The following is a 22,776-nucleotide window of genomic DNA, read 5'->3' as shown; positions in this document are numbered from 1 at the left end:
CTCACGGGCTCTTGCCTTCCGGTGGGGACGGAACATGCCGGCATACTCGGCAGTCCGGGTCCCTGACGACGGGCACGCGCTCGGGAATCATCCCGTTCCTTAGATCCAGGACGATGCGAGCTCCGGCGGCATGGGGCGGTTCGAACCCGGTGATGTAGCGGAGCGCCTCGTACGCGATCAGTGAACCGATCTGCATCGCCATCGGACCGATGAGGAAGTTGTTCGATCTCATGTCCTGGGCGAGCCGCTGGCCGATTCCCGCCGCGCTCTTCTCGGTCTCGTCGGGCCGGTCCGCCTCATCGCACTGGATGCACGCGCTCTTTCCGGGATCCACCGATGCGTACATCACCTGGGTGCGGCCGGGCGATCCACCGGTGACAAAGGGAATTCCGGCGCGCACGGCGGCCTCGTTGACGACGAGGTTGCCGTCCCGGAAACCGTCGATGCCCCCCGCGATGAGGTCGACATCCGCGATCAGGTCCGACAGGTCCTCCAGGCGCGAAATCCACCGGTTCACCGCGCGCACCTCGATGTCCGGATCGTAGTCGCGCACCCACTCGGCGGCCCGATCGACCTTTGACCGGCCGATGTCCTCCCGCCGGTACAGGAACTGGCGGGCGAAATTGCGGGGCTCGACGTCATCGCGGTCCACCAGGGTCATCGCGCCCACGCCCAGCCCGGCCAGGCACTGCACCAGCGAGGAGCCCGCGCCTCCGACACCGAGGACGAGCACGCGCGCGTCGCTCAGACTACGGAGATAGCCGGCCCGGGGCCGCTCGATTCCACTGAACGTGCCGAAGAAGGTGAGGTTGGAGAAATGCCGCCCGTCCGCCCAGTGGTCGCCGAGCCACCGATCGTCGGCGTTCTCGACGAGGCCGAGGGAGTCCAGTCCCTCCACCGCGGCGCGCACATCCCCCTCCGTCACCCGAACTCCCCGACCCGCCAGGCCGTGGCACAGTTCGATCGCCGTCCGCGGTCCTCGGCCGAGTTCGGAAAGGAGCGCCTCGATATGCCCCTCGGGATCGGCGAGTGTGATCGCCTCACAGGGATCGGAGACCACGAGAATCTCGTTGTCGAGCGTTTCCCAGGCGCATTCCTTCAGCATGACTCGCATGAGATCTCCCAATGGGTCCGTATCGGCCCGCGGGGAAGGGGATGGGAGAGAATCCCGCCCCCTTCCGCCGCGGTACCGTGTGAGTCGACGACGGGTCACGTTGGCTTTCAGCCGGTCGCGTCCCGGCCAGTGGCCTTGATGGACTCGACCTTGCGAACCTCGATCTTCATGTCGGATCTCACCTCCTTCGCAAAACCGCGAGGAATGTTGAGATCAACGATGGCGAACGTTTCTACAATCTCGCCATAGGCGCACCACAGAACCACTACACGCATCGCGGAGTCGGTTCCGCGCCGGCGGGCGGGGCGCCGCCGGGGGGCGAACGCCCCACCACGATCGATGGCCGGTCCGCCGAGGACGACTCGGAGGGACGGCGGAGGCCCGACCCGGGTCACGCGACAGGAAGGATCGGGTCGGGGCTGGTCAGACGCGACTCCCCGTGCTTAATCTGACCGAAGATCAACTGATCTTCGGTCAGAGGCGGGAGATGCCATGTATCGCACCCCACACGACGGCCGGGACATGACCTTCGCGGCCCTCGGGCCCCTCGAGGTCCGGAAGGCCGACCGCATCGTCCGGCTGTCGGGCAAGCAGCGGGCCGTCCTCGGCATGCTTCTGCTGAACGCCAACGCCGTCGTCCCGCGCGACCGGCTCGTGGAGGGGCTCTGGAACGAGCCACCCTCTTCCGCCGTCGCGAACGTGCAGACCTACGTGTCGGGCCTGCGCCGCGTTCTCCTGAACGGTGAATCAGGTGGTTCCAGTCGGCTGAGAACCCAGGGGCACGGCTACGTCCTGACCGCGGATCCGGTCCAGCTGGATCTGCTGGAGTTCACCGAGGCCGCCGAGAGGGGCCGCAGGCAGATGGCACGGGGGGACCTCGCCATGGCCGAGCGGGAACTCGGGCATGCCCTGTCCCTGTGGCGCGGTCACCCTCTCGAGGACGTCGCGTTGAGCGACCTCGTCGCCCCGCGGCTGGCCGAACTCGCCGAGCAGCGCATGCGGGCGTGGACGACCTGGATCGACGTGCGCCTTTCCCGGAGCCCCGCCGACGAGCTGATCGGCGAGCTGCGCACGGCGGCCGCCGCCCATCCGCTGCGCGAGCCCATCTGGGAACACCTGATCCTCGCGCTCTACCGGGCCCGCCGCCGAGGCGAGGCGCTGGACTGCTACCAGCAGGCCAGGACCATCCTCGCCGACGAGCTGGGGATCGAGCCCGGACCGAATCTGCAACGGCTGCACATGGCCGTCCTCCACGACGACTCGTCGCTGATGCGGCCATTGGACGAACGCGCCGGAGAGGAAGAGGGATCAGACGATCACGGCGCCACCCTCGGCGGCTGGATGCGACCGGCCGAGCTTCCCCGTGACATCCGGGGATTCGTCGGCCGGGCCCGCGAGCAGGACCTGCTCGGCATGAGCCTGCCGCACGACGGAGCGACCGCCCCGGAACCCGCGGGGCCGAACCTCTGGGTCGTCAGCGGCACCGCGGGGGTGGGAAAGACCGCTCTGGCCGTGCACTGGGCGCACGCGGCGAAGGACGCCTTCCCCGATGGTCAACTCCACGTCGATCTGTACGGGTTCGACCGGCGACGTGACCCGGTGGAACCCGCGGCGGCGCTGTCGCAACTGCTGCAGAGCCTCGGGGTCCCCGCGGCGCAGGTTCCGGGAGGATCCGACGAGCGCGAGAAGTTGTACCGCTCCATGATCGCGGGCCGGCGCGTCCTGGTGGTGCTGGACGACGCCCGTACCGCCGAGCAGGTCCGGCCGCTGCTGCCCGGTCACGGAGAGGCCGTGGTGCTGGTGACCAGCAGGTTCCGGCTCGGTGACCTGGTCGTCCGGCACGACGCCCGGTCCTTGCCGCTCGCGGCGCTCACCACCGAGGACGCGCGCGAGCTGCTGGCCCACGCCGTCGGCCACGAACGGCTGGCGACGGAGACGGAGGCGGCGGACGAGCTCGCGTGCTTGTGCGGACACCTGCCGCTCGCGCTGCGCATCGCCGCGGCGAACATCACCGGGGGACCGGACGGGGCGATCGCGGGCATGGTCGCCGAGCTGAACCAGGGCGACCGGCTCGCCGGCCTGTCGGTCGACGGCGACGCGGAAGAGTCCGTCGCGGCCGCGTTCCGGCTCTCCTACGACTCCCTCAGACCCGAGCATCAGAAATTGTTCCGGCTCCTCGGCCTCATCCCCGGACCGACGTTCACCCCGCCCGCCGTGGCCGCCCTCGCGGGCTGTTCCCGCTCCGCCGCCGCCGACCGGCTCAAGGCGCTGGCCGCCGCCCACCTGATCGACCACGACGGCGGGCGCGTCTACCGGATGCACGACCTGCTCCGCCGGTACGCGGCCGACCGCGCCGACCGCGAGGAGCGGCGGAAGGAGCAGCGGCGGGCCTTGACCGGCCTGTTCACGTACTACCTGAACGGCGTGGACGCGGCCGGGCTGACGATCAGCCCGAGCACGTTCCGGCCGCGGCACGGCCTGCCCCGCCGGACATCGCACGCCGCCATGGACCTGGCCGAGGCGGGCACCGCGCTCGCGTGGCTGCAGGCCGAGCTGGAGAACATCATCTCCGTGATCTCCTTCTGCCTGGCGAACGGCCCCCTGCTGTTCGTCTGGCGGATCATGGACGCCCTCCGGCCCTTTCTCAGCATGGGGATCTACCGCGAGGAGTGGCTCGAACTCGGCCGGCAGGGGCTCGAGGCCGCGGAGCGGGTCGGCGACCGGCAGGCCCAGGCGACCGTGCACATGAGCCTCGGAGTGGCCCACCTCATCCTCGGGCAGCTTTCCCTGAGCGAACGTCACCTGGAGCAGGCGCTGGAATCCGGTACCGAGAGCGGCTGGCTCGAAGGGACCGCTGAGGCCTCCACCCACCTGAGCGGCGTGCTGCTCCGGAACAAGAACCCCGGCAGGGCGATGCAGCTGGCCAGGAGCGCCATCGACCTCTATCGGGAACACGGCCACCCCAGCGGAGAGGCCGCGGCGCACACCATCCTCGGCTATTCACATTGGCTGGTCGGTGACCTGTCCCAGGCACTTCGGCATCAAGAGCAGGCCCATTCCCTCTATCTGCGGACCAGCAGCGAATACGGTCAGGCGATCTGCCTGACCGAACTGGCCGCCACGCTCCACGACCTGGGCGACCTGACCGGAGCGGCAGCACGCTACGCCATGGCGCTGGCGATCTGCGAACGCCTGAAAGCGCCGGCCCGGCAGGTCCAGGCGCTCGTCGGGCTCAGCCGTGTGCAGACCGAGATGGGGGAGCACGAGGCCGCCCTCCGAAACGCCGAACTCGCGGTCGAGCTCGCCCGCCGATCGAGAAACCGGAGAGCGGAGACGAGCGCGTTCGATGCCCTGGCACGCGCCTGCTTCGCGCTCGACCGGCACGACGACGCCCGGGACGGCCACCGCAGGGCACTGCGGGCGGCCGAGCACGTCGGTGTGGCCGTGGACATCGTCCAGGTGCTGATAGGCATGACGGAGTGCCGAGGCCCGGGATCCGATCGCGAGGATTTTTCCGCCACCGTTCTTCGTGCCATGGCCATTGCCAAGGAACATGGGTTCCGGCTTTTCGAGGGCAAGGCCGCCGAGGTATTGGCCAAGGCCGACGAGAGCGAGATCGCCACGGCACGGCGCCGAGTTGCGATCACTGCCTACGAACGGACAGGCCACCGCCACGGAGCCGAACGCGTACGACGCCTTCTCTGACGGAGACGGCCCATACCGCCCCGGGGCCTGCGCCGCGCACCGTGACCGCCTTCCCGCCGTCGCCATGCGCACCGCGGCTTGGTCTGCTGACCTGCCGCCGTACCCGCCCCGAGCCGGGAGGCGTGATCACGGGGTCACTCACCGCAGCGGGCTTCGCCGCTTCCATTGGCCCGGCCGATGAGGCACGGCTCGGCGGCGTATGTCGTCCGGCCCTGAGTGAAATGCGTATCGGACGGCTCAATGTCCTTCCGGGCAGGGCCCTCAGCGAATGAGCGATACCGAGAATTCACGACACGGAACGATATCAACGCTCGTTGTGAGCGGAGCGGAAAGCTACGTTTGCCCCAGGTCCGTGGATGGACTCGTGCGACGGGGCGCACCGGCCGGACGGAACGAGGGACGTCATGCCTGTGGTGTTCAGAGGATCACGGTGGTTGACCGTTGCCCTGATGATGAGTCTGGTGCTGGCCACCGGAACAGCCGCTCTGGGGGCGAGCGACAGCCGAGCGGGTGTCGCGATCGGGGGGACGCACGGCCTGAGGGCGGCCGCCTCCTCACCATCGGACCCGTGCTTCGGCTCGGGGCCTTTCACCAACTGCCAGAGCACCGATCCAGTGGTGAGCTTCGGCATGGCGAGCGTCGGGAACACGAGTTCCTGTACGTTCAGCACGACCGCCGACTGGGGCGACCACACGACGACAAAGCAGACATTTCCCGGCGGCCAGAACGGGACTCAACTCGCCCTCTTCAGCCACACCTACAGCGCTCCCGGGACGTACACGCTGTCGGTGACGTCGGTCGTGACCGGCAACTGCTACGCCAACCCCGCCACGGCGCAGTTCACGCTGCTGGCCTCGACCAAGCTCATCACCAGCCCGGTGGGCGGCAGCGTCATCGCCCTCACCGACCGCGACCTCGTCCAGAGCCCGCCGACCGACAAGAGCAGCGCGCCCGGACCGTACGGCCTCAAGGTCGACGGCAAACTCCCCTGCAAGTGCACGCTCAAGGTCAACGGCCGGCCCGCGACGGTGACGGGCGACACCTGGCACGTCGTCCTGCCGGACGTCAAGCCCGGCCCGCTGGACATCGCCGCGGTCGCGAGCGACGGCAAGAGCCAGCAGATCCAGGTCACCCTGATCGACCTGCGCGTGGTGAGCCCCGCGGACCGTGCCGGCCTGCCCCTCACCGCCGCCCCCGCGATGCCCGCGCTCAACGCCACCCTCCAGGTCGCCGGGTTCCCCGGACGCGTGCCGCAGACCGTGACCTTCTCTTGGAGCCTCCAGGCGTACAACCGACGGGTGACCAAGTCGGCGAAGGGCAAGGTTCAGTGGCAGCAGGGCCCGACACTCCTCGCCCAGGGGTCGACCGTGGGTGACTCGGCAGGATGGACTCCGAAATACGGGACCACGCTCCTCGGCGGATGGGGGCGCCTGGTGGTCAAGGCCTCGATTCCGGGTGTCACGGGCGGCACGGTCACCTCCAGCCCTCGCTGGTTCGACATGCCGGGGACCAACCCCGTCCGCAGCGACCTGACGGCCTTCATCAAGACCCACACCGGCAACAACGCCGCCCAGGCCGCCGCGATCACGGGGATCGCCTGCAAGGAGAGCCACTACCGGCAGTTCGGTGCCAAGAGCCCGGCCGCCTACAAGGAAACCGACATTCCCTCGAACCTGCCCAACCCCGCGGCGAACCGCCCGCTCTTCGGGCCGCCCGCCGGAGTCGGGATCATGCAGCTCGACCCCGCCGCCTACCCGGCGGAGCAGTGGAACTGGCAGACCAACATGCTCGACGGAATCGCCCTCTTCAACCAGAAGAAGGCCATCGCCTCCGGCTACCCGGGCAAGGTCAAAGCCGCGCTCGACAAGCAGCGTTCCACGGTCATCAAGACGGTTCTACCGCCGCTCAACAAGAGGCGGGCCGCACACAAGCCCGTCCTTCGTCCCCTGACCCCGGCTGACGTCCCCGTGGCCACGGTGCCCGCCTTCAGCGCCACGCAGCTGATGCAGGACGCGATCCGCGGATACAACGGATACGCCGGCAAGCCGGCCAAGCCGGGCGGCAAGCGCCCCATCGTCCACCAGTTCACCTTCGACGCCCATTACGCCACCACTCCAGGCCTGACAGTGGCTCTCGCCGGCTCCCACAGCTGGCGGCCGACCCCGCCCGCCGCGTTCAACGCCAACCCCTACTACGTCCAAGAGGTCCAGTCCTGCAAGTAGGCCCGCCCTGGAACACGCGTCGCCTGGTGCCGGTGCACGGCTGATCGAGCCGTACCAGGCGGCGCGTGCTCTTTCTCGGGTCAGCGGCGTCCTCACCGAGTGAGGAGACGAGGCCGCAGCCGTACCCACGGCGTTTCCACATGGTCCCGTTCAGCCTGCGCATCCAGGCGTACCCACATGTCGAGGGAGCAGGCAGGCCCCCGACGGCCGCCATGGAGGCGCACCCTCGAGCGGCCCAAAGGTCTCAAGCCGGCCCACCTGCAGCGATCGCAAAGCTGGCACCCGCCGCCGAGACGTCGATCCCGCCACGCCACGACCCACGATGCAGCCAACACCTGGCCGCGCGCTCCACCTGCGTCCGCACCCACGGGATCTCCTCTAACTGCCCGGGGGCCGCTGAAAGCGCCCACAGTGCAGCGAGATCGACAGCACCCACTCCAACCAAGACAACATGGAAGCAGACAGACGCACCACCCGCCTGGCCCTCCACGGGCACCGCGCCGACCAGGAGTTGTCTGGCGCTGCCCGTGCAGAAAGACAGCAGAGAACGCCTTGACAGCGCGTCGGGCGAGTATCACGCATCCGTCGCCCCGCCCGGCCCGAGACACAAACCCGGTCCCGTCTCTTAAGTTGAAGGCCGAGCCTGGCCAGGTCAGCAGGGACGAACTGGTCGACGGGCGCCGCTGGGCCGGAGTGTTTAGCCGAACTGCTCGCCTTTGGCTGGACGCATGCCCAGCACGACGGATTTACTCCCCAACGTCGACCACGCCACCTACCGGACGTGCGCCACCGGGCAACAGAGCCTCAACGTCCACGAGCCGAGCATCCCTCTGGGCAAGCTCGATCCTGCCGACGTGGTCGCCGAGCTACGGGTGTAGTCCATGACCTATCAGCAGGACCAAGGCCGGGACCGCGCTTACTGTCCAAACCGCAGTCGCCCCGCCAAGCCCGCGCCGCCGAGGCGGGCTACGCGCTGCGATGCGGACCGGAGACATCCAACCCACATGGAATGAGAGCGAAGAACGACGACGGTGCCGCGCTGGAGCCAGCAGAGTTAAAGCGGGTGGGCAGCGCATAAAATGGGACCTCAGCGGCTCACCACGACTGAGGCCCCTGGTCGGGCGCATAGGAGCTTGGGACCGGAGTGGTCCGCGCGGTTGGATGACACCCCGCCAGGTGCATCCTCTCGCGTGTGCGAGCCGGCCCCGGCCCCAGCACCGCCGCACGTCAAGCGCTACCGCCACACGCACAACAGGTCTCTATACGTTAGGCCGCCCTTCAACCTCGGGGCAGGGCCACTGGATCATCCGGGTGTCGCCGGAAGAACGAGTGCCACGCTCAAGATCAGTGGCGGCTTTGCGGACATTTGTGCCTGGTGGTCGAACAACTCCAGGCGTTTGTGGAGCCGGTGGTCGAGGTCGACGGCCTTGCGGCGAAGACTGTCAGCTGATTCCTTGGGCTTTTCGCCGAGGAGTTCCTTCTGGTCCGCCAGGGTGGCGTCGAATATGAGCCGGTCGCGTTCGCCTATGAGTCGATTCGTGACGAGCTCACGCGCCTTGGCGAGTTCCGCCGACCGTCGGGACCTGATCTCGGCGAGGTACTCGGGCAACCGGTGCGAAACAATCCAGCTCGTTGCCTTGTCCTCGGCGTCCGCCAGCCACGGCAGTGCCTTCGCTGTGGTCACCTCCGGGATATCGGGGGCCGCTGCGTGGGCGAGGTGCGGTGCGGACTCAGCGGGCGTGACAGTGCCGAGGCTGTCGACGTAGGCATACCCGAAGCGCCGGGCGATGAATGCACCGGTGGCGTCGACCACCTCCTCGATGACGCTTACGAGAAGGTGAGGTTGGTTCAGCGTCCGGGAGACCAGGACGGTGCCGGCGTGGAGGGCACCGCCGAAGCGCCTGAGCGTTTCGTCCATGACCGCGTCGTGGAGCGGGTGCCCGGGGGCGAGTAGATGCGCGTGCGCCTGATCGTCGGACGGAACGAGGGAAAGGTCGAAGACGACCCGGCCGTAGCGGGCAGCGATCGGGCCATGTTTTCCGGCCCGGATGTGAGCGGGTACGGTGGTGATCTCGTAATGCCCCGGCTCGCGGTGAACGATGCGACCTCCGAGCCGTGTGAACGCCCTCTGGAAGACCGTTTCGATGTCGTGAGGCCGGAGCCTGCGGGCGCAAGCGTCGTTCATGGCGGCATGCAGCGTAGCGAGGTCTGCTTCGGTGAAGTGCTCGGATGCCAGTGCCCGTTCGTCGAGCAATTCCTTGATCCCGTCACCGACCGATTGATCGATGACCATGTGCATCCTGGCCCTCACATCGGCGCGCTCACCGTACTGGATGGCCTCCATGAGGAGGGTACGGAGCGGGGTACTGGTGAAGGCTTCGCCAAGGACGTCGAAGACTTTGCCACCGTACGCTTTGCGCTGCTCCTCGATCTTGAGTAGGAGCCGGGTGAAGACCTCGCCTTCTCGAGTGTTGGAGGCGACGAGGTTCCACAGGCGGCAGACCTCTTGCTGGCCGATGCGGTGGATACGGCCGAAGCGCTGCTCGATGCGGTTCGGGTTCCAGGGCAGATCGTAATTGACCATCAGGTGGGCGGCTTGGAGGTTCAGCCCTTCACCGGCGGCATCGGTGGCGACAAGAACCTGGCAGTCGGGGTTGTTCGTGAAGTCTTCGGTGATCTGCCGGCGCTCGCTTCGGCGTACGCCGCCGTGAATGGCCTTGACGGCATCGGGGCGACCGATCAACGAACTGATTCGCGTGGTCAAATAGTCGAGGGTGTCGCGGTGCTCGGTGAAGACAATGAACTTTCGGGGCTTACCGTTTGCGTCCACGGCGAGCGAGTTGTCCCGGAGGATCGCGGACAGTTCGCTCCATTTGCGATCGGCGCCGAGATCGCGGACCTGCTCGGCGACCCCGGTCAACTCGGCGAGTTCGAGCAGTTCGGCATTGAGTTCATCGATCGTCTGCGCGACGGTGGCGGCATCGAGGAGTTCGTCTTCGACCTGCTCGATCTCCCCGGCACTCAAGTCGTCGGAGTCCAGGCCTTCCAGATCGATCGTCGGTAAGATCTCCCTGTAGGTTCCGTCAAGGATCTCTTGTTTCTTGCGCTCCAGTCGCCTCGATCTGCGGACGAGGCTCTTGTAGATGGCCTCGGGGCTGGAGGCGAGGCGCCGTTGCAGGACCGTCAGTGCGAATCCGACAGTGTTCCTTCGCTTGCCGCCGAGCCGCTCGGCCCGGTTCATTCCCTCGCGGACATAGGCGGTGACCTGCTTGTAAAGGTCGTACTCCAACGTGGTCAGCTCGTAGGGAACGGTCTCGGCGATTCGCTCGGGGAAGAGCTTCCTGCCCTCGAAGGTGAGCAGGTCCTCCTTGATCATCCGGCGCATGATTCCGCTGGTGTCTGCGGTGACCTTGCTTCTTCCCTCGAACCTGTCCCTATCCAGCAGAGTGAGGAAGAGTTGGAAATCCTCCTCCTTGCCCGGGTGCGGGGTTGCGGTCATCAGCAGCATGTGGCGGGTGGCCTCACCGAGCGACTCGCCGAGTTGGAAGCGTTTGGTCTTCTCCAGCTTGCCGCCGAAGTAGTGGGCGCCCATGCGGTGCGCCTCGTCAACGATCACCAGGTCCCACTCGGTTTCCCTGAGTTGAGTTTGTAGCCGCTCGTTGCGGGAGAGCTGGTCCATCCGCGCGATCAGCAGTGGATTGTCCTCGAAGACGTTGAAGTTGGCGTTGGCGTCGATGAGCTGGTTGGTCAGCAGATCGAACCGGAGGCCGAACTTGAAGAACAACTCGTCCTGCCACTGCTCGACGAGCCCACCGGGCGCAACGATCAGGCACCGTTTCACATCGTCGCGTAGGATCAGCTCCCTGACATAGAGCCCGGCCATGATCGTCTTTCCGGCGCCAGGGTCGTCCGCGAGAAGGAATCGCAACGGGGTACGGGGCAGCAGTTCGCCGTAGACCGCGCGGATCTGATGCGGCAGTGGCCGCACGTCACTGGTCGCGACCGCGAGCATCTGGTCGGACAGTCCCGCCAGGGTGATGCGTTGAGCCTCTGCGGCCAGTTTGAACTCTGAAGCAGCGGCGTCGAAAGCGCGGTTTCCGGACCGAGCGATGCGAAGCTTGCCCTGGTCCTTGCGGAAGACCACCTGCTGCCCGAGAGAGCCCGCCGTCGTCTTGTAGGTCAACTCGAGCGCGTCGCCGCCATGCCACTGCACGGCGATGACCGTGAGCACCTCAGCAGGAATGAGACCCTCGACGCGCAGGCCTGGCTTGAGTCCCTCGAGCAGCACCAACGACCTCCCAGTCCCCAGCACCACCGCTTGTCGGCAACCTGGTATGTCGATTCTCGACCCCAGTGTCGGTGCTCGAGGTTAATCTTTGCAGCAACCCCAACCGACCGTCAGGCCCATGGAACGATACGAAAGACAGCAGCTACGCGGCATCATCGACGAGGTCGCCGGCTGGGTCGACCAGGCCCATTCCGTGCTGGCACATCGCGATGAGGTCGCCAGGGCGGCCGACGAGGCCGTCGAGTCCCTAAGCCGTGCCGTCGTCGCTCTCCGACGGGACGGGCCGGTCGACTGGGGCGCGATACCGCTGCGCCCCGGAGATGGCCGACTGCTGGGACGGGTCGCGAGGCATGCGCACCTACCCTCGCTCGCTGCCGGCGAGGATCACACGCTGAGGCATCTGACCACGCAGGTCGCCACGTCGCTGCACGACGCCAAGCCGGCGATCGGTGCTCGGCGGTTCTTCAGCGGCCGAGCAAGGCGCGATGCCGGACAGGCCGCCGCGAGGGCCCTTCTCGATTTCCGTGAGTGGGGGGTTTCCTCCGGTGTCCCACGACTTCTGCATCGCCTGAACAAGCACGACAACAGGACGTTCGAGGTCGACGTCGCCGATTCACTCAGCGAGTGGGTCGGCTTCCGGATGCGAGTCGCCGATCTGGGACAAGCGCCGGATGTCATCTCCAGTGCGGTGGTCGCTGATCTCCCGGCTTCGATCAGGATGATAGAGAAGGCGCTCCAGGACGAGGCCAGTTACCGTGCTGCCGCCCTGTCCGCCGGTCAGGCCGTGCGGGATCGCGAGGTCCGGCGGATGCTTGTGGAAATGCCTGTAGAGCGGCTTAAGGATGCCACCCGCGACCGGCTCCGCATCGGTCCCCTGGCCGAGGCGGGCATTGCCACCGTTCAGGCCGTCCTCGACCACGGGGCCCGGCTCAAACACCTGCCCGGAATCGGCGAGACGACGGCCACTCGGATGCGTGGCGCTGCGCAGACGCTGCGGCAGATGACCTACGATGAGATGCCGGTCCGCATCGATGTTAAGAAGCGCACCGCCGAAAGCACCGCATTGCTCCGATGCCTCGGGGAATGGGATGCCGTGCGCAAGACGAAGGACGCCACGACCGACTTGACGCTCGCCCGAGCGCTGACGCCGCTCGCGCATGTCCTCCACCGGGACGTGAGCCACCTCATCCTGTTCGGCAGAGCCGCGCCGCTCTCGGAGTTCAGGGAAACGGTCGACGCGGTCCGCCGCCGTGCCCAGGTCATCGGCGGCATGAGCCGGAGGGAAGCTTCCGGCGACCCTTGGGAGGACTTCCTCAGCCGGCCCGCCGACTACTTCGCCATGCTCTCCGAGTTGGGTTTCCTGACGGAAGACGAACAGAAGACCCACGGAGATCTCCCTGATGACATCGTCGAAGCGGTCCGGCGGCTCCAGCTCGATACCGAATACCTGTCGGCATCGTTGCGCGGTTACCAAAGCTTCGGGGCACGTTTCGCGCTTGTGCAGCGCAAGGTGATCATCGGCGACGAGATGGGGCTGGGTAAGACCGTCGAGGCTTTGGCCGTCCTCGCGCACCTGCGCGCCAACGGCAACCACCACTCGGTGGTGGTCTGCCCCGCGGCCGTGGTGACCAACTGGATCCGCGAGATCTCCTCCAAGTCGTCCCTCCGCCCTCACCGTGTGCACGGGCCGGGACGCGAGGCCGCGGCACGCAACTGGAGCCGCAACGGCGGAGTGGCCGTCACAACCTTCGAGACACTCGGCTGGTTCGAGGACCAGATACACGCGGTGGACGACCTGGGCTGCGTCGTTGTGGACGAGGCCCACTACATCAAGAATCCGACCGCACTTCGGACCCGCCGGACGAGGCGGGTTCTGGACGCCGCGGACAGGACAATTCTGCTCACCGGTACCCCATTGGAGAATCGCATCGATGAGTTCCGCAACCTCGTGAGCTATCTGCGCCCGGACCTGCTCGTGGACGCCGACGAGTTCGCACCTGGACGCTTCCGCCGACAGGTGGCGCCCGCGTACTTGCGGCGCAACCAGGAGGACGTGCTGACGGAACTGCCAGAACTCGTCGAGGTAGAGGAGTGGCTTCCACTGTCCCGCGAGGACTTCCTGGCGTATCGGAGCGCTGTGGCGGCCGGAAACTTCATGGCGATGAGACAGGCTGCGATGCTTCAGGGTTCGAAATCCGAGAAGGTCCAGCGACTCGTCGAGATCGTTCGGGAAGCAGAGGATAATGGACGCCGAGTGATCGTTTTCTCACACTTCCGTGAGGTGCTCGAACAAGCGGCCCGAGCCTTGCCCCGTAATGTTTTCGGCCCCCTCACGGGTTCGGTGCCCGCCACGGCGAGGCAGGCGATGGTCGACCAGTTCTCCGCGGCCGGCCACGGTGCCGTGCTGGTTGCCCAGATCGTGGCCGGCGGCGTAGGCCTGAACATCCAGGCGGCCTCGGTGGTCGTCATCTGCGAGCCTCAACTCAAACCGACCACCGAATGGCAAGCCGTCGCGCGTGCCCACCGCATGGGACAACTCGAATCCGTACAGGTCCACCGGCTCCTCTCCGAGGAGGGAGTCGACCTACGGGTCACGGAGATTTTGGCCCGCAAGCGGGAGCTGTTCGAGGATTTCGCGCGCGTCAGCGAGACCGCGGACAGCGCGCCCGAGGCCTTTGATGTCTCTGAGGCCGAGCTCACCCGTGAGGTGATCGCTGCCGAGCGCAAGCGTCTGTTCTCCCAGACCTCCGCGAAACCGCCCGAGCCAGGGGAGGCTGTCTGATCGTGTATGCCCGGTGGAGTGTCCAGCTGTAGCCGTAGCAACGGCTGTGCTCCGGTAGTTGTGTGGTGCGTACGCCGGGGAGGTACTTGAACGGCGAGTAGCAACCTGATGTCACTTACGACGGCGCAGATTCTCCTTCAAGGATTCAGCGACGAGGGGAACGGAATGCCCGTCGCAGGAAGACGTTCAGGTCGAATCGTGGTGCAAGAGTGGCCCGCGCGGTTAAGAGAATGTCTCATGTGGTCTGTTTGGCGAGCTTCTTGTAGCAGGTGATGGCGGCGGCCAGGACGAGGAAGGCATTGAACAGATGGCCGTGGTGTTCGTAGCGGATGGTCAGGCGCCGGTAGCCGAACAGCCAGGCCAGCGTCCGTTCGATCACCCAGCGGTGTCGGCCGAGGCGCTCGCCGGACTCGATGCCGAGCCGGGCAATGCGCGGCACGATTCCGCGTCGCCTCAGCCAGGTTCGATGCTCGGCGGAGTGGTACGCCTTGTCGGCGCGCATCTTCACCGGGCGCCGACGGCGTGGCCCACGGCGCGATCGGATCGCCGGCAACGCCATCAGCAGTGGCTTAAGGGCCTGGCTGTCGTGGACGTTGGCCGCCGACACCGCGACCACCAGCGGCAGCCCGGCAGTATCGCTCAGCACGTGGAGTTTGCTGCCCTCTTGGTGCGATCGACCGGATTGGGGGCCGGTCGGAGTGCTCTCTCTCGCTCGCTGACTGCGGTGGCGTCCAGATCGCCTACGTCCAGTCGATCTGCCCGCGCATGCAGAGCTCGTCAAGCACCGCCCGGTGCAGCCTGGGCCACAACTGGCCTTGGTTCAGGCGACGAACCTGCGGTGTGTGGTGAGCACGCTCACCCCGAACTCACCAGGGAGTTGCTGCCGACAGCTTAATTATGCTACCCATCCCATGGGCGAATCTCAAAGCCTGCGCACGAGTACCTCCACGAGACCCGGCCTGGCGAAGGTTTTGTGACCGTCGCTGCCGCTTCACCGTCTTGCCGATTGCCACGGTTGGGACGATTCTCAGCACCTTTGTGGGGGAGGGGACCGTCACCAGTGCTACCGAGCCCACACCGACGCCGGCTGAAACACAGTGAGCCTTTTTCAGTATCCGTTGCACTCACGGTTCTGGAGGACGTGGATGGCCTTGGCCAGGTGACCGGCCCGGTACGGGCAACAACGTAGCTTGGCCAGGATCTTCGAGCTTTTCAGCTGGGCGTTGGCTCGTTCGCTGGGCCCGCGGAGCCGGGCGTGGGAGCGGTTGGCGTCTTTGCGGGACGCGGGCTTGTCCTTGCCCTTGTAGGGGGTCTTGATGTGCGGTCCGGCACCGTCGTAGCCCTTGTCGGCCAGTACGAGTATCCCGGAGGCGGCCAGCGCACGGACCAGGCCCCAGATCCGGGCGGCCTTCAGGTCGTGGACGGAGCCGGGCAGTGGTCCCGACACCCACACGATGGTCCCGTCCGGGGAGGCGATGACCTGCAGATTCATGCCGTGCTTCTTGTGCTTGCCCGAGTAGAAGGGCCGGTCGGCCCGCACCCGGTCGATCGCGATCAGCGTGCCGTCCAGGACCAGGTAGAGCAGGCCGTCCTTCTTGGCCTTCGCCAGCGCCCGGGTGAGCTTGGGGGATCGGGCCGACAGCAGCGTCACCGTCTCCTCGACGTAGCGCCAGGCGGTGCTGGTTCCGACCCGAAACCGGCGCCGAGCTGTGCGAACGTCTCGCCCTTCTTCAAGTACGCCAAGGTCATCAGCGCCTGCATGCCCGCTGTCAGGGCTCGGCCCTTGCTGCCGGTCTGCTTGCGGTGTCAGCTGACGACTCCGGTGACGTACTGCAGGGTCTGACGCGACAACGGCAGCGAAGAACGATAGAAAAGCATGTGAAGCCTCTGGTGGGGGCGGTGGGTTGTGAGAGATCACCCGTCCTACCAGGGCTTCTTCACGTTTCAGGGCCGCCACACCGTCCGCGATCATGCTGTGATCGCCCGCACCACGGATGCTGCTGGAAAACGTTCACTGTGAGACGGCGTTGGATGCGCTGGACAATCCCGGTGGTGACGCGGTCGGTGGATTGACGGCGTCGCCGCCCAGATGCCGAACAGTACCCACTTCACCTGGACTGCCTGGGGCGACCCAGGACCATCTTCCGCGAGCGCAGAACTATGTTCTCAACACAGCGCCGTTAGCGCTGCCGGGGCATGCGTGGGCGCGCCTCGGGCACGCCCTCTCCTCATTCCGTGGTAACTGAGCCACACTCACTCGCGCTCCTTGCATTTTCTAGCCTGCAGAAGCGGATCGATTAGGGATCTTGGTGTGCCTATGAGTGGCGTGTCGATTGATGATTCTTTCGCACGGTGTTATGCCCATAGTCGCAGGCCGACCGGGCGATTCGGCCGATGCGCGGGCGCCGCCGTCGCGCGATCTGCGCCTGGTCGCAGAGTCCCAAAAATAGCCCCTGGGCTGAGATCTGGGCAGGTAGGACCCACTTCTAGACCTATTATGCCCGAAAGTGCAAATAAAAGATGCCCAAAAGTGCACATTTATAGTGCTATTCTGTTTGTAGGGCGGCTGGTCGGGTGATGAATCGGCAATCGCCCCAGGAGAGAGTCTCGTATAATGTGGGGGAGAGCAGGGCTTGTTTTTTCTCCCCGGACACCTTAGCGGGATCGTCCCGGTGGCCGGCCGGCTCGTAACTTCGAGTCGAGCGTCATGCACCTGACCGTCCTTCCTTCGGCCGCGACGAAGGCAGAGGCACAGAAAGCATGTCGAGACAGGAGTTGCCCGGCCAGCCGGCTTCTCATGCGCTGAGCGACGAAGGGGTCATTCTCGCTCTCTGTGTCCCCGGTCGGTGCCACGTCGTGGGGCACGGGGGTCTGTGCCGCGAGATCTCCGGTGTGAGGCAGATGGTGGTGCCTCGGCCCCTGTGCTCCTTGGACCGTGACGGCCTCGTCGCTCGTGAGGTCACGCCGGCGGCACCGGTGTGGGTCGAATGCGAGCTCACCGGCCACGTCGGCTGGAGCCAGTGCCGCCTTCTCCGCGATGAAGGTCTGGGCCGAGACCCGCATCTTGGCGGTCCGCGAGGCCCACCGGCGACATGAAGACGACGCAACGGCGGTTCCGACCCCGGGGGACGGCACGGGCATCGCCGCCCAGGGCGAGGTGCGGATGGGACGTGAGGAGGCATTCTATGGTCGTGCAGAACCAGGATTTGACCCGGCGAGCACTGATGGTGGACAAGCAGGTCAGCAGCGACACTCTGCTCTATCACCTGCCAGATGATTGGTTCACTATTTTTACCCTTTTGCGAGGATCGTGTCGGATTGAGGGCCAGGATTCATCTGGAAAGCGATGTATTACATTTGCGCCGGGTGACATTTGTCGAATTGCACCTAATAATCTGATACGCCTCAGTCCGGTCCGGCCGTCGCATCAACCCTTTGAAATCGCCTGCATGCGAATACCCGCGGAGCTTCTCCGGTCCGAGATGGTTGCACGATCCGATATTGTTGCTCAAGATCTGTCCACACTGCACACGCTACGTTTGTTCGATCCTCATATCGCATCAATGGCGTCCGTCTTCCTCAGCGCCCAAGACACCGGCATAGATGATCACTATGCGACGAGTGCGGCGCGCTATCTGGCTGCGTACCTGCTCCTGCCGCAACGTGTCATGTCCACACGCAGTGGGTGCTTGAGCCCGAAACAGCTGCGCGCAGTGATCGTGTACATGCACGAGCACTTGGCCTCCGGAGTCACCCTCGATCAGCTTGCCAAGGAGGCCGCGCTCAGCCGCTACCACTTCATTCGACGGTTCGCCGCCTCCACGGGGAAAACTCCGTTGCAGTACCTGACCGAACTCCGTATCGATACGGCACGTCAGCATCTCGCGGTGGGCGCCGAGCCCATATCGCAGGTCGGCAGACGCTGCGGCTTTCCCAGTCCGGAGAATTTCGCCAGGGTTTTCCGTAAGCATGTGGGGTGCTCGCCAACGCAGTACCGGCGACGGGCGACACGCGACGGATGGCGCCCGGAGACGGAACTCTCGGTGTCATCAACCTGGCTTAGCGCCGCGCGTCATCCCTAGTGCCTTTCGACGCCAGAAGCGACATTTGGCGCCAGCTTGCCGGGGGCGGCTGATGCGGATTCGACTTCCGCTTTGCTCGAAGGGCTCGGCGAGGCGACCGTTGTATCGGTCGCGTCCTTTGAGTCGTGGCGTTCGGTTCGCTGAACCTCGATCTTGCGGCGAGGGCGCTGCCGGCATTGTTTGAGCAGCAGCGGAAACGGCGAGGTTACGCTTCGACTGCAGGCGGCCCCGGGTCGTGGCGCGTGGCAGGCCCGGCGCCTATACCTCGGATGATGCGCCCTTATCGCCTGCGAGGCTGCAGTGACGATATCGAAAATTGGAGCGGGCCATCGCGTTTGGTTATTACGGGCGAGACGAGAAGAATCGTCACTACCAACGGTATCGAACAAATGTAAGTTTGAGGGCATGTGGCTTGGTGTATTGGAGGGTGAGTATGTGTGAGAGACAGGATGATTCGGATTATGTCGCTGTCGTTGAAGTGACTGAAGAGTGGGGAGTTTCTGTGATTTCTGTCGGGTGTGGTTGCGACAAGCCGAGCGCCGGTCGTTGGTTCGGTGGCAGTTGTTTCAGAGAACGGTCGGGTGTGTCGACCGAGCTTCAACCGACCAGCACGGCATGACTGAACAGCGCGCCATCAGAGTGGTCATCGCTGATGAGCAGGAACTCGCTCGCGCGGGAATCAGGGCAATGCTCGGCGGTGAGCAGGAAGTGGAGATCGTCGGCGAGGCCGAAAACGCTCCGGAGGCACTTGACGTCATAGGCGGTCAGCGGCCCCACGTGGTGATGGTGGATTCCACGTTGCCGCCGATCGGTGGCGTGGATCTCTGCCGAAGACTCCTCGAACGGTCGCCGGCCTCGCCGGCCGGGGTTGTCGTCATGGCCGATGCGCACAGCGACGAGTTGCTTCTGCAGGCGGTACGCGCGGGAGCACGCGGCTACATCCTCAAGAACTCCCCGGTGTGGTCGTGGTCGACGGCGTTGCGATCGGTGGCCTCCGGCGAGGCGTTTCTCTCCGAGCAGATCACCAGCCGGGTGTTCAGCAGGTTCATCCTCGTGCCCGGCTATGACCCCGGGAACCTGCCCAAGGAGCTGAGCAGGCTCAACGACCGGGAACTCCAGGTCTTCAAGGGTATCGCCAAGGGATTGTTCAACCGGGAGATCGCGCAGTTGCTCGCCGTCTCGGAGAGCACCGTCAAGGCGTCCGTATCCAAGATCATCAGCAAGCTCGGGGTGCGCAACAGGGTGGAGGTCGCGCTCGTCGCGTTCCACCTGGGCCTTGTCGCTCCCGTTCGTTCCGTCGATTCCAGACGTCGGTCGCGTCTCAAGCACGGTCGGCCGCGTCAAGGAATCAGATAGGAGTAGCTCTGTGTCAGCACCGTGGACGACTCCCAGTCAGGGGCAGCAGCGCCTCTGGATCGCGGAGGAAATGGCATCCGAAGGTGTTTATAATGTTCCAGTCGGGTTGCGCATGCAAGGAGATCTCAACGAGGGGGCCTTGCTCACGGCGATTCACGGAATCGTATCCCGACATGAGTCGCTTCGTTGTTTATTGCGACTGGACGACGAGGGGCGGTTATCCTGCGTGATCCAGGAGCCGGCCTCGTTCGGCGTTGAGCAAGTTGACCTTACGGGCATCGATGACGCGACGGATCGGTTGGCGGAGTTCGCGGTCACGTTCTCGCGGCGGAGGTTCGTCCTGGCGGGCGAGGTCCTTCGAATCGCAATGGTCAGAATGGCGGCGAGGGATTACGTTTTACTGGTCGTCGGGCATCACGTCGTCTTCGATGACTGGGGTGTGGCACTGTTCTTCCGGGAGTTGGAGGTCGGCTACGCGGCCGCGTGCCAGGGGAGCGAGCCTGACCGATTGCTCCCGCCGCTCGACCATGGCTACGCGGAGCTCGCCGCCGCGGAACAGTCGGGCATCAATAGCGGGTACCTGGAGCGGCAGACCGCGTACTGGTCGGACCGGCTCGCCGGCGCACTGCCGTGCGAACTGCCCCTCGACCGACCACGGCCGATCGTGCCGACCGGATCGGGTGTTCCGCTGTTCTTCTCCATGCCGGACCCGTTCGGCACACATCTGATGAAGATTGGACGCGAACACGGAGCCACCGGCTTCATGACCGCCGTCGCGGTCTTTCACGCCTTGCTCCGCCGCCGCACTGGCCGCGAGGACATCACGGTGGGCACTCCCGTCTCGGGGCGCACCTCGGCCGAACGAGAGCGTCTGATCATTAATATGGTGAACATAATCGCCATTCGATCCCAGTTGCCAGGAAAACCACGGTTCGTCGATCTGCTGGGTGAGGTCCGTAACGCCGTTCTGGGGGCCTTCGCCAATCAGGACGCGCCCCTGGGTGACGCGCTCGGCCGCCTGCGTGCACGGAATCCTCAGGGAAGGCCGGCGGACATCAGGCTCCTCTTCGAACTCCAGAATACCGACTCCCACATGGGCGCCTTCCTCGGCGTCACCGACGACCTGCCGGTATTCGCCGGGCTGCACACCTCTGCCTACCTGATTCCCGACATGACCGTCAGGTACGACCTGGAGATGAAGATCGCCGTCACTGGATCGGGCAGGCTCGAGGGGCTACTGGTCTATTCGCCGGACATTTTCGAGGAGGACACAATGCGAGCGTTGATCGATGAGTTCCAAGCGATCATCCGTGCGGTCGTGCGAGATCCCTTCATCGTGACCGATGAAGCGCAACTGTCCATGGGGGACGGTTAGCGCCTATCGCTGGAGACGGCGGTTCTCGTCGGTCAACCCACCTCCCTGCGGAATCGACTCTGCCGTCGCCGACCCAGGCTCCACCGAGACATGGCACCGGTGTAGTCCAACACTTCCTGGTGCATGACCGCGACACCGATGACCTGGCCGCGCCCGTCTCGTCGAGACGGATCAAATGACTCCCGGCTTGGCGAGGCGGGCCGTCCGGCTGATTTTCGGGAACGCAGGATGTGACTGGGCGCTGCTGCTGGTCGGGACGACGTGTGCGGGCGCGCCTGCGCCTTTTCTCCGGGCTCTGGTGGCCGTGCGGGAGACGTCCTGCCGAGGGCGACCATCGGATCATGGTCGTCCTCGCCCACACCGGTACGCCGTGGGCGTCAACCGGGTCATGTGGAGAGAACGGCACCCTTGCTCCGCAACCGATCGGCCAGCTCACGCAGGGAGGTCTGGCTGGTCACCTCCTCGTCGTCAATGGTGACCTTGAGCTGTTTCTCCAGGTTGTCGCAGACCTCGGCCGTGGTCAGCGAGTCGAGGCCGAGGTCCGCGAAGCTCTTGTCCGGCGCGATCTCCCCTTCGACCTGGAAACTCTCCTGGAGCAGGTCGCGCAGGTAGTCATAGATCATGGTGTTCTCCCTACAGTTCCGATTCGACCGTGGTGATCTCCGGCCATACGAGTCCCGCCGATCCCCACGTGAGCCCGGCTCCGAAGGCCGTGAGCACCACGCGATCATCGGCTGCGAGCTTTCCGGTCGCCTGTCCGCGCGCCAGCGCGAGTGGAATCGACGCGGCGCCGGTGTTTCCGGTCCGCTCCAACGCGCACACCGCCCTGTCCTCGGGCAGCGAGAGCCGCTGCGCCACGGCCTGGATGATCCGCTGGTTGGCCTGGTGCGGGACGAAGGTGTCGACCTCGCCGAGCGTCCAGCCGCACCGGTCGAGCACCCGCAGCGTCGAGGCCGTCATGTGCTCGATCGCCTGGAGGTAGACCCGTTTGCCGGACATCGAGAGGTGGCCGCTGTTCCGCTCCGGCACATGGATCAGTTCGCTGCCGGTGCCGTCGCTTCCCCAGTCAACGCCGAGCAGCGCCCCCTGCTCGTCTCGCTGGCCGCTTCTCAGGACGGCCGCTCCGGCGCCGTCGCCGAACAGCACGGCCGTGGCGCGGTCCGTCGGATCGACGATGTTCGTGAACCTCTCCGTGGCCACCACGAGGACGTCGCCGGACACGCCGGTCGCGATCAGGCCGGCCGACATCGTCAACATGTAGATGAACGCACAGCACGCCGCGGACACGTCGAACGCCGGCACGGCGCCGAGCCCGAGCGTGGTGGCGATCTGCGGCGCCAAGGGAGGCAGCGGACGATCGGGGGTCGACGTCGCCACCACCACCGCGTCGACCTTGGACAGCCCGGCCGCCTTGAGCGCGTTCTCGCCCGCCGTGTGCCCCATGTCGCGTGCCGACACGTCGGCGCCGGCGATCCGCCGCGCGGCGATCCCGGTCCGCTCGCGTATCCAGGAGTCGCTGGTGTCCAGGCGCGCGAGGAGCGCCGAGTTGCCCACCTCCGACCGGGGCAGGCAGGTACCGAGCCCCGCGAGCACAGCCGTCCGGTCTCCGATGGTCATCGGTCCCCCCGCCGCGGTGCCGAAGCGATGAGACTCCTGATCCGCAGTTCCGTCCAGTTTTCCTCGATGTAGGCCATGCAGTCGGCTCGGCTGCCCGGGCCCCTGACCATCCGCCAGCCGGCGGGCACGTCGGTGAAGCCCGGCCACAGCGAGTGCTGTCCCTCGTCGTTCACCAGCACCAGGAACTCGCCGGCCGGGTCGTCGAAACAGTTCATTCTCACCACACCTTCCCGCG

14 protein-coding genes and 1 pseudogene are annotated in these 22,776 nt (G+C 65.9%); 7 read left to right on the top strand and 8 right to left on the bottom strand.

Going from position 1 to position 22,776, the window contains the following annotated elements:
* Position 1 precedes the first annotated feature (1 nt).
* Positions 2 to 1,105, bottom strand: a complete 1,104-nt coding sequence (locus tag E1291_RS00170; protein ID WP_242613854.1) for a HesA/MoeB/ThiF family protein — start codon at positions 1,103 to 1,105, stop codon at positions 2 to 4.
* 116 nt (positions 1,106 to 1,221) lie between these two features.
* Entirely contained in the window at positions 1,222 to 1,389 is a 168-nt protein-coding gene (locus E1291_RS41665) for a hypothetical protein (RefSeq protein ID WP_165494877.1), read from the bottom strand.
* Positions 1,390 to 1,606: 217 nt separating this feature from the next.
* On the opposite strand from E1291_RS41665, the gene E1291_RS00165 reads away from it, so the two are divergent.
* The 3 genes from E1291_RS00165 to E1291_RS41660 all read left to right on the top strand — a co-directional run bounded on the left by E1291_RS00165 (position 1,607) and on the right by E1291_RS41660 (position 7,919).
* Positions 1,607 to 4,819, top strand: a complete 3,213-nt coding sequence (locus E1291_RS00165; protein WP_131735435.1) for an AfsR/SARP family transcriptional regulator — start codon at positions 1,607 to 1,609, stop codon at positions 4,817 to 4,819.
* 629 nt (positions 4,820 to 5,448) lie between these two features.
* Complete coding sequence (locus E1291_RS00160) at positions 5,449 to 7,041, top strand: hypothetical protein (RefSeq protein ID WP_131735434.1); 1,593 nt, start codon at positions 5,449 to 5,451, stop codon at positions 7,039 to 7,041.
* A gap of 728 nt (positions 7,042 to 7,769) precedes the next feature.
* Complete coding sequence (locus tag E1291_RS41660) at positions 7,770 to 7,919, top strand: hypothetical protein (protein WP_165494876.1); 150 nt, start codon at positions 7,770 to 7,772, stop codon at positions 7,917 to 7,919.
* Positions 7,920 to 8,344: 425 nt separating this feature from the next.
* Here E1291_RS41660 and E1291_RS00155 read toward each other — a convergent pair whose 3' ends face one another.
* Positions 8,345 to 11,329 carry a DEAD/DEAH box helicase gene (locus E1291_RS00155; protein ID WP_131735433.1) on the bottom strand — a complete coding sequence of 995 codons (2,985 nt, stop codon included), beginning with the start codon at positions 11,327 to 11,329 and terminating at the stop codon, positions 8,345 to 8,347.
* A 118-nt stretch (positions 11,330 to 11,447) separates the two neighbouring features.
* Here E1291_RS00155 and E1291_RS00150 point away from each other — a divergent pair, with 118 nt between their 5' ends.
* Positions 11,448 to 14,111, top strand: a complete 2,664-nt coding sequence (locus E1291_RS00150; protein ID WP_131735432.1) for a DEAD/DEAH box helicase — start codon at positions 11,448 to 11,450, stop codon at positions 14,109 to 14,111.
* Between the two features lie 235 nt (positions 14,112 to 14,346).
* On the opposite strand, the gene E1291_RS00145 is transcribed toward E1291_RS00150, so the two are convergent.
* Positions 14,347 to 14,892, bottom strand: coding sequence for an IS5 family transposase (locus tag E1291_RS00145; protein WP_131735431.1), 546 nt, complete (start codon positions 14,890 to 14,892; stop codon positions 14,347 to 14,349).
* 327 nt (positions 14,893 to 15,219) lie between these two features.
* Positions 15,220 to 15,989, bottom strand: a pseudogene (locus tag E1291_RS00140) (transposase family protein).
* A 1,307-nt stretch (positions 15,990 to 17,296) separates the two neighbouring features.
* On the opposite strand from E1291_RS00140, the gene E1291_RS00135 reads away from it, so the two are divergent.
* From E1291_RS00135 to E1291_RS00125, 3 genes are all read left to right on the top strand, one after another.
* Entirely contained in the window at positions 17,297 to 18,193 is an 897-nt protein-coding gene (locus tag E1291_RS00135) for a helix-turn-helix domain-containing protein (protein ID WP_165494875.1), read from the top strand.
* A 615-nt stretch (positions 18,194 to 18,808) separates the two neighbouring features.
* Complete coding sequence (locus E1291_RS00130; protein ID WP_131735429.1) at positions 18,809 to 19,549, top strand: response regulator; 741 nt, start codon at positions 18,809 to 18,811, stop codon at positions 19,547 to 19,549.
* A 10-nt stretch (positions 19,550 to 19,559) separates the two neighbouring features.
* Entirely contained in the window at positions 19,560 to 20,924 is a 1,365-nt protein-coding gene (locus E1291_RS00125; RefSeq protein WP_278045215.1) for a condensation domain-containing protein, read from the top strand.
* A 386-nt stretch (positions 20,925 to 21,310) separates the two neighbouring features.
* On the opposite strand, the gene E1291_RS00120 is transcribed toward E1291_RS00125, so the two are convergent.
* From E1291_RS00120 to E1291_RS00110, 3 genes are read right to left on the bottom strand one after another with little or no spacing between them, the layout of a single operon-like run.
* Positions 21,311 to 21,547: an acyl carrier protein gene (locus tag E1291_RS00120; RefSeq protein WP_165494874.1), complete on the bottom strand. Its 237-nt coding sequence runs from the start codon at positions 21,545 to 21,547 to the stop codon at positions 21,311 to 21,313.
* A gap of 10 nt (positions 21,548 to 21,557) precedes the next feature.
* Positions 21,558 to 22,541: a beta-ketoacyl-ACP synthase III gene (locus tag E1291_RS00115; protein ID WP_131735426.1), complete on the bottom strand. Its 984-nt coding sequence runs from the start codon at positions 22,539 to 22,541 to the stop codon at positions 21,558 to 21,560.
* Entirely contained in the window at positions 22,538 to 22,756 is a 219-nt protein-coding gene (locus E1291_RS00110) for an MbtH family protein (protein WP_278045214.1), read from the bottom strand. Before E1291_RS00110 ends, E1291_RS00115 begins: the two co-directional genes overlap by 4 nt.
* Positions 22,757 to 22,776 lie beyond the last annotated feature (20 nt).

Origin of the sequence: Actinomadura roseirufa (assembly GCF_900659635.1) — a bacterium.
In the GTDB taxonomy this organism is placed as follows: domain Bacteria; phylum Actinomycetota; class Actinomycetes; order Streptosporangiales; family Streptosporangiaceae; genus Spirillospora; species Spirillospora roseirufa.
This window is presented reverse-complemented; position numbering and strand designations above follow the sequence as displayed.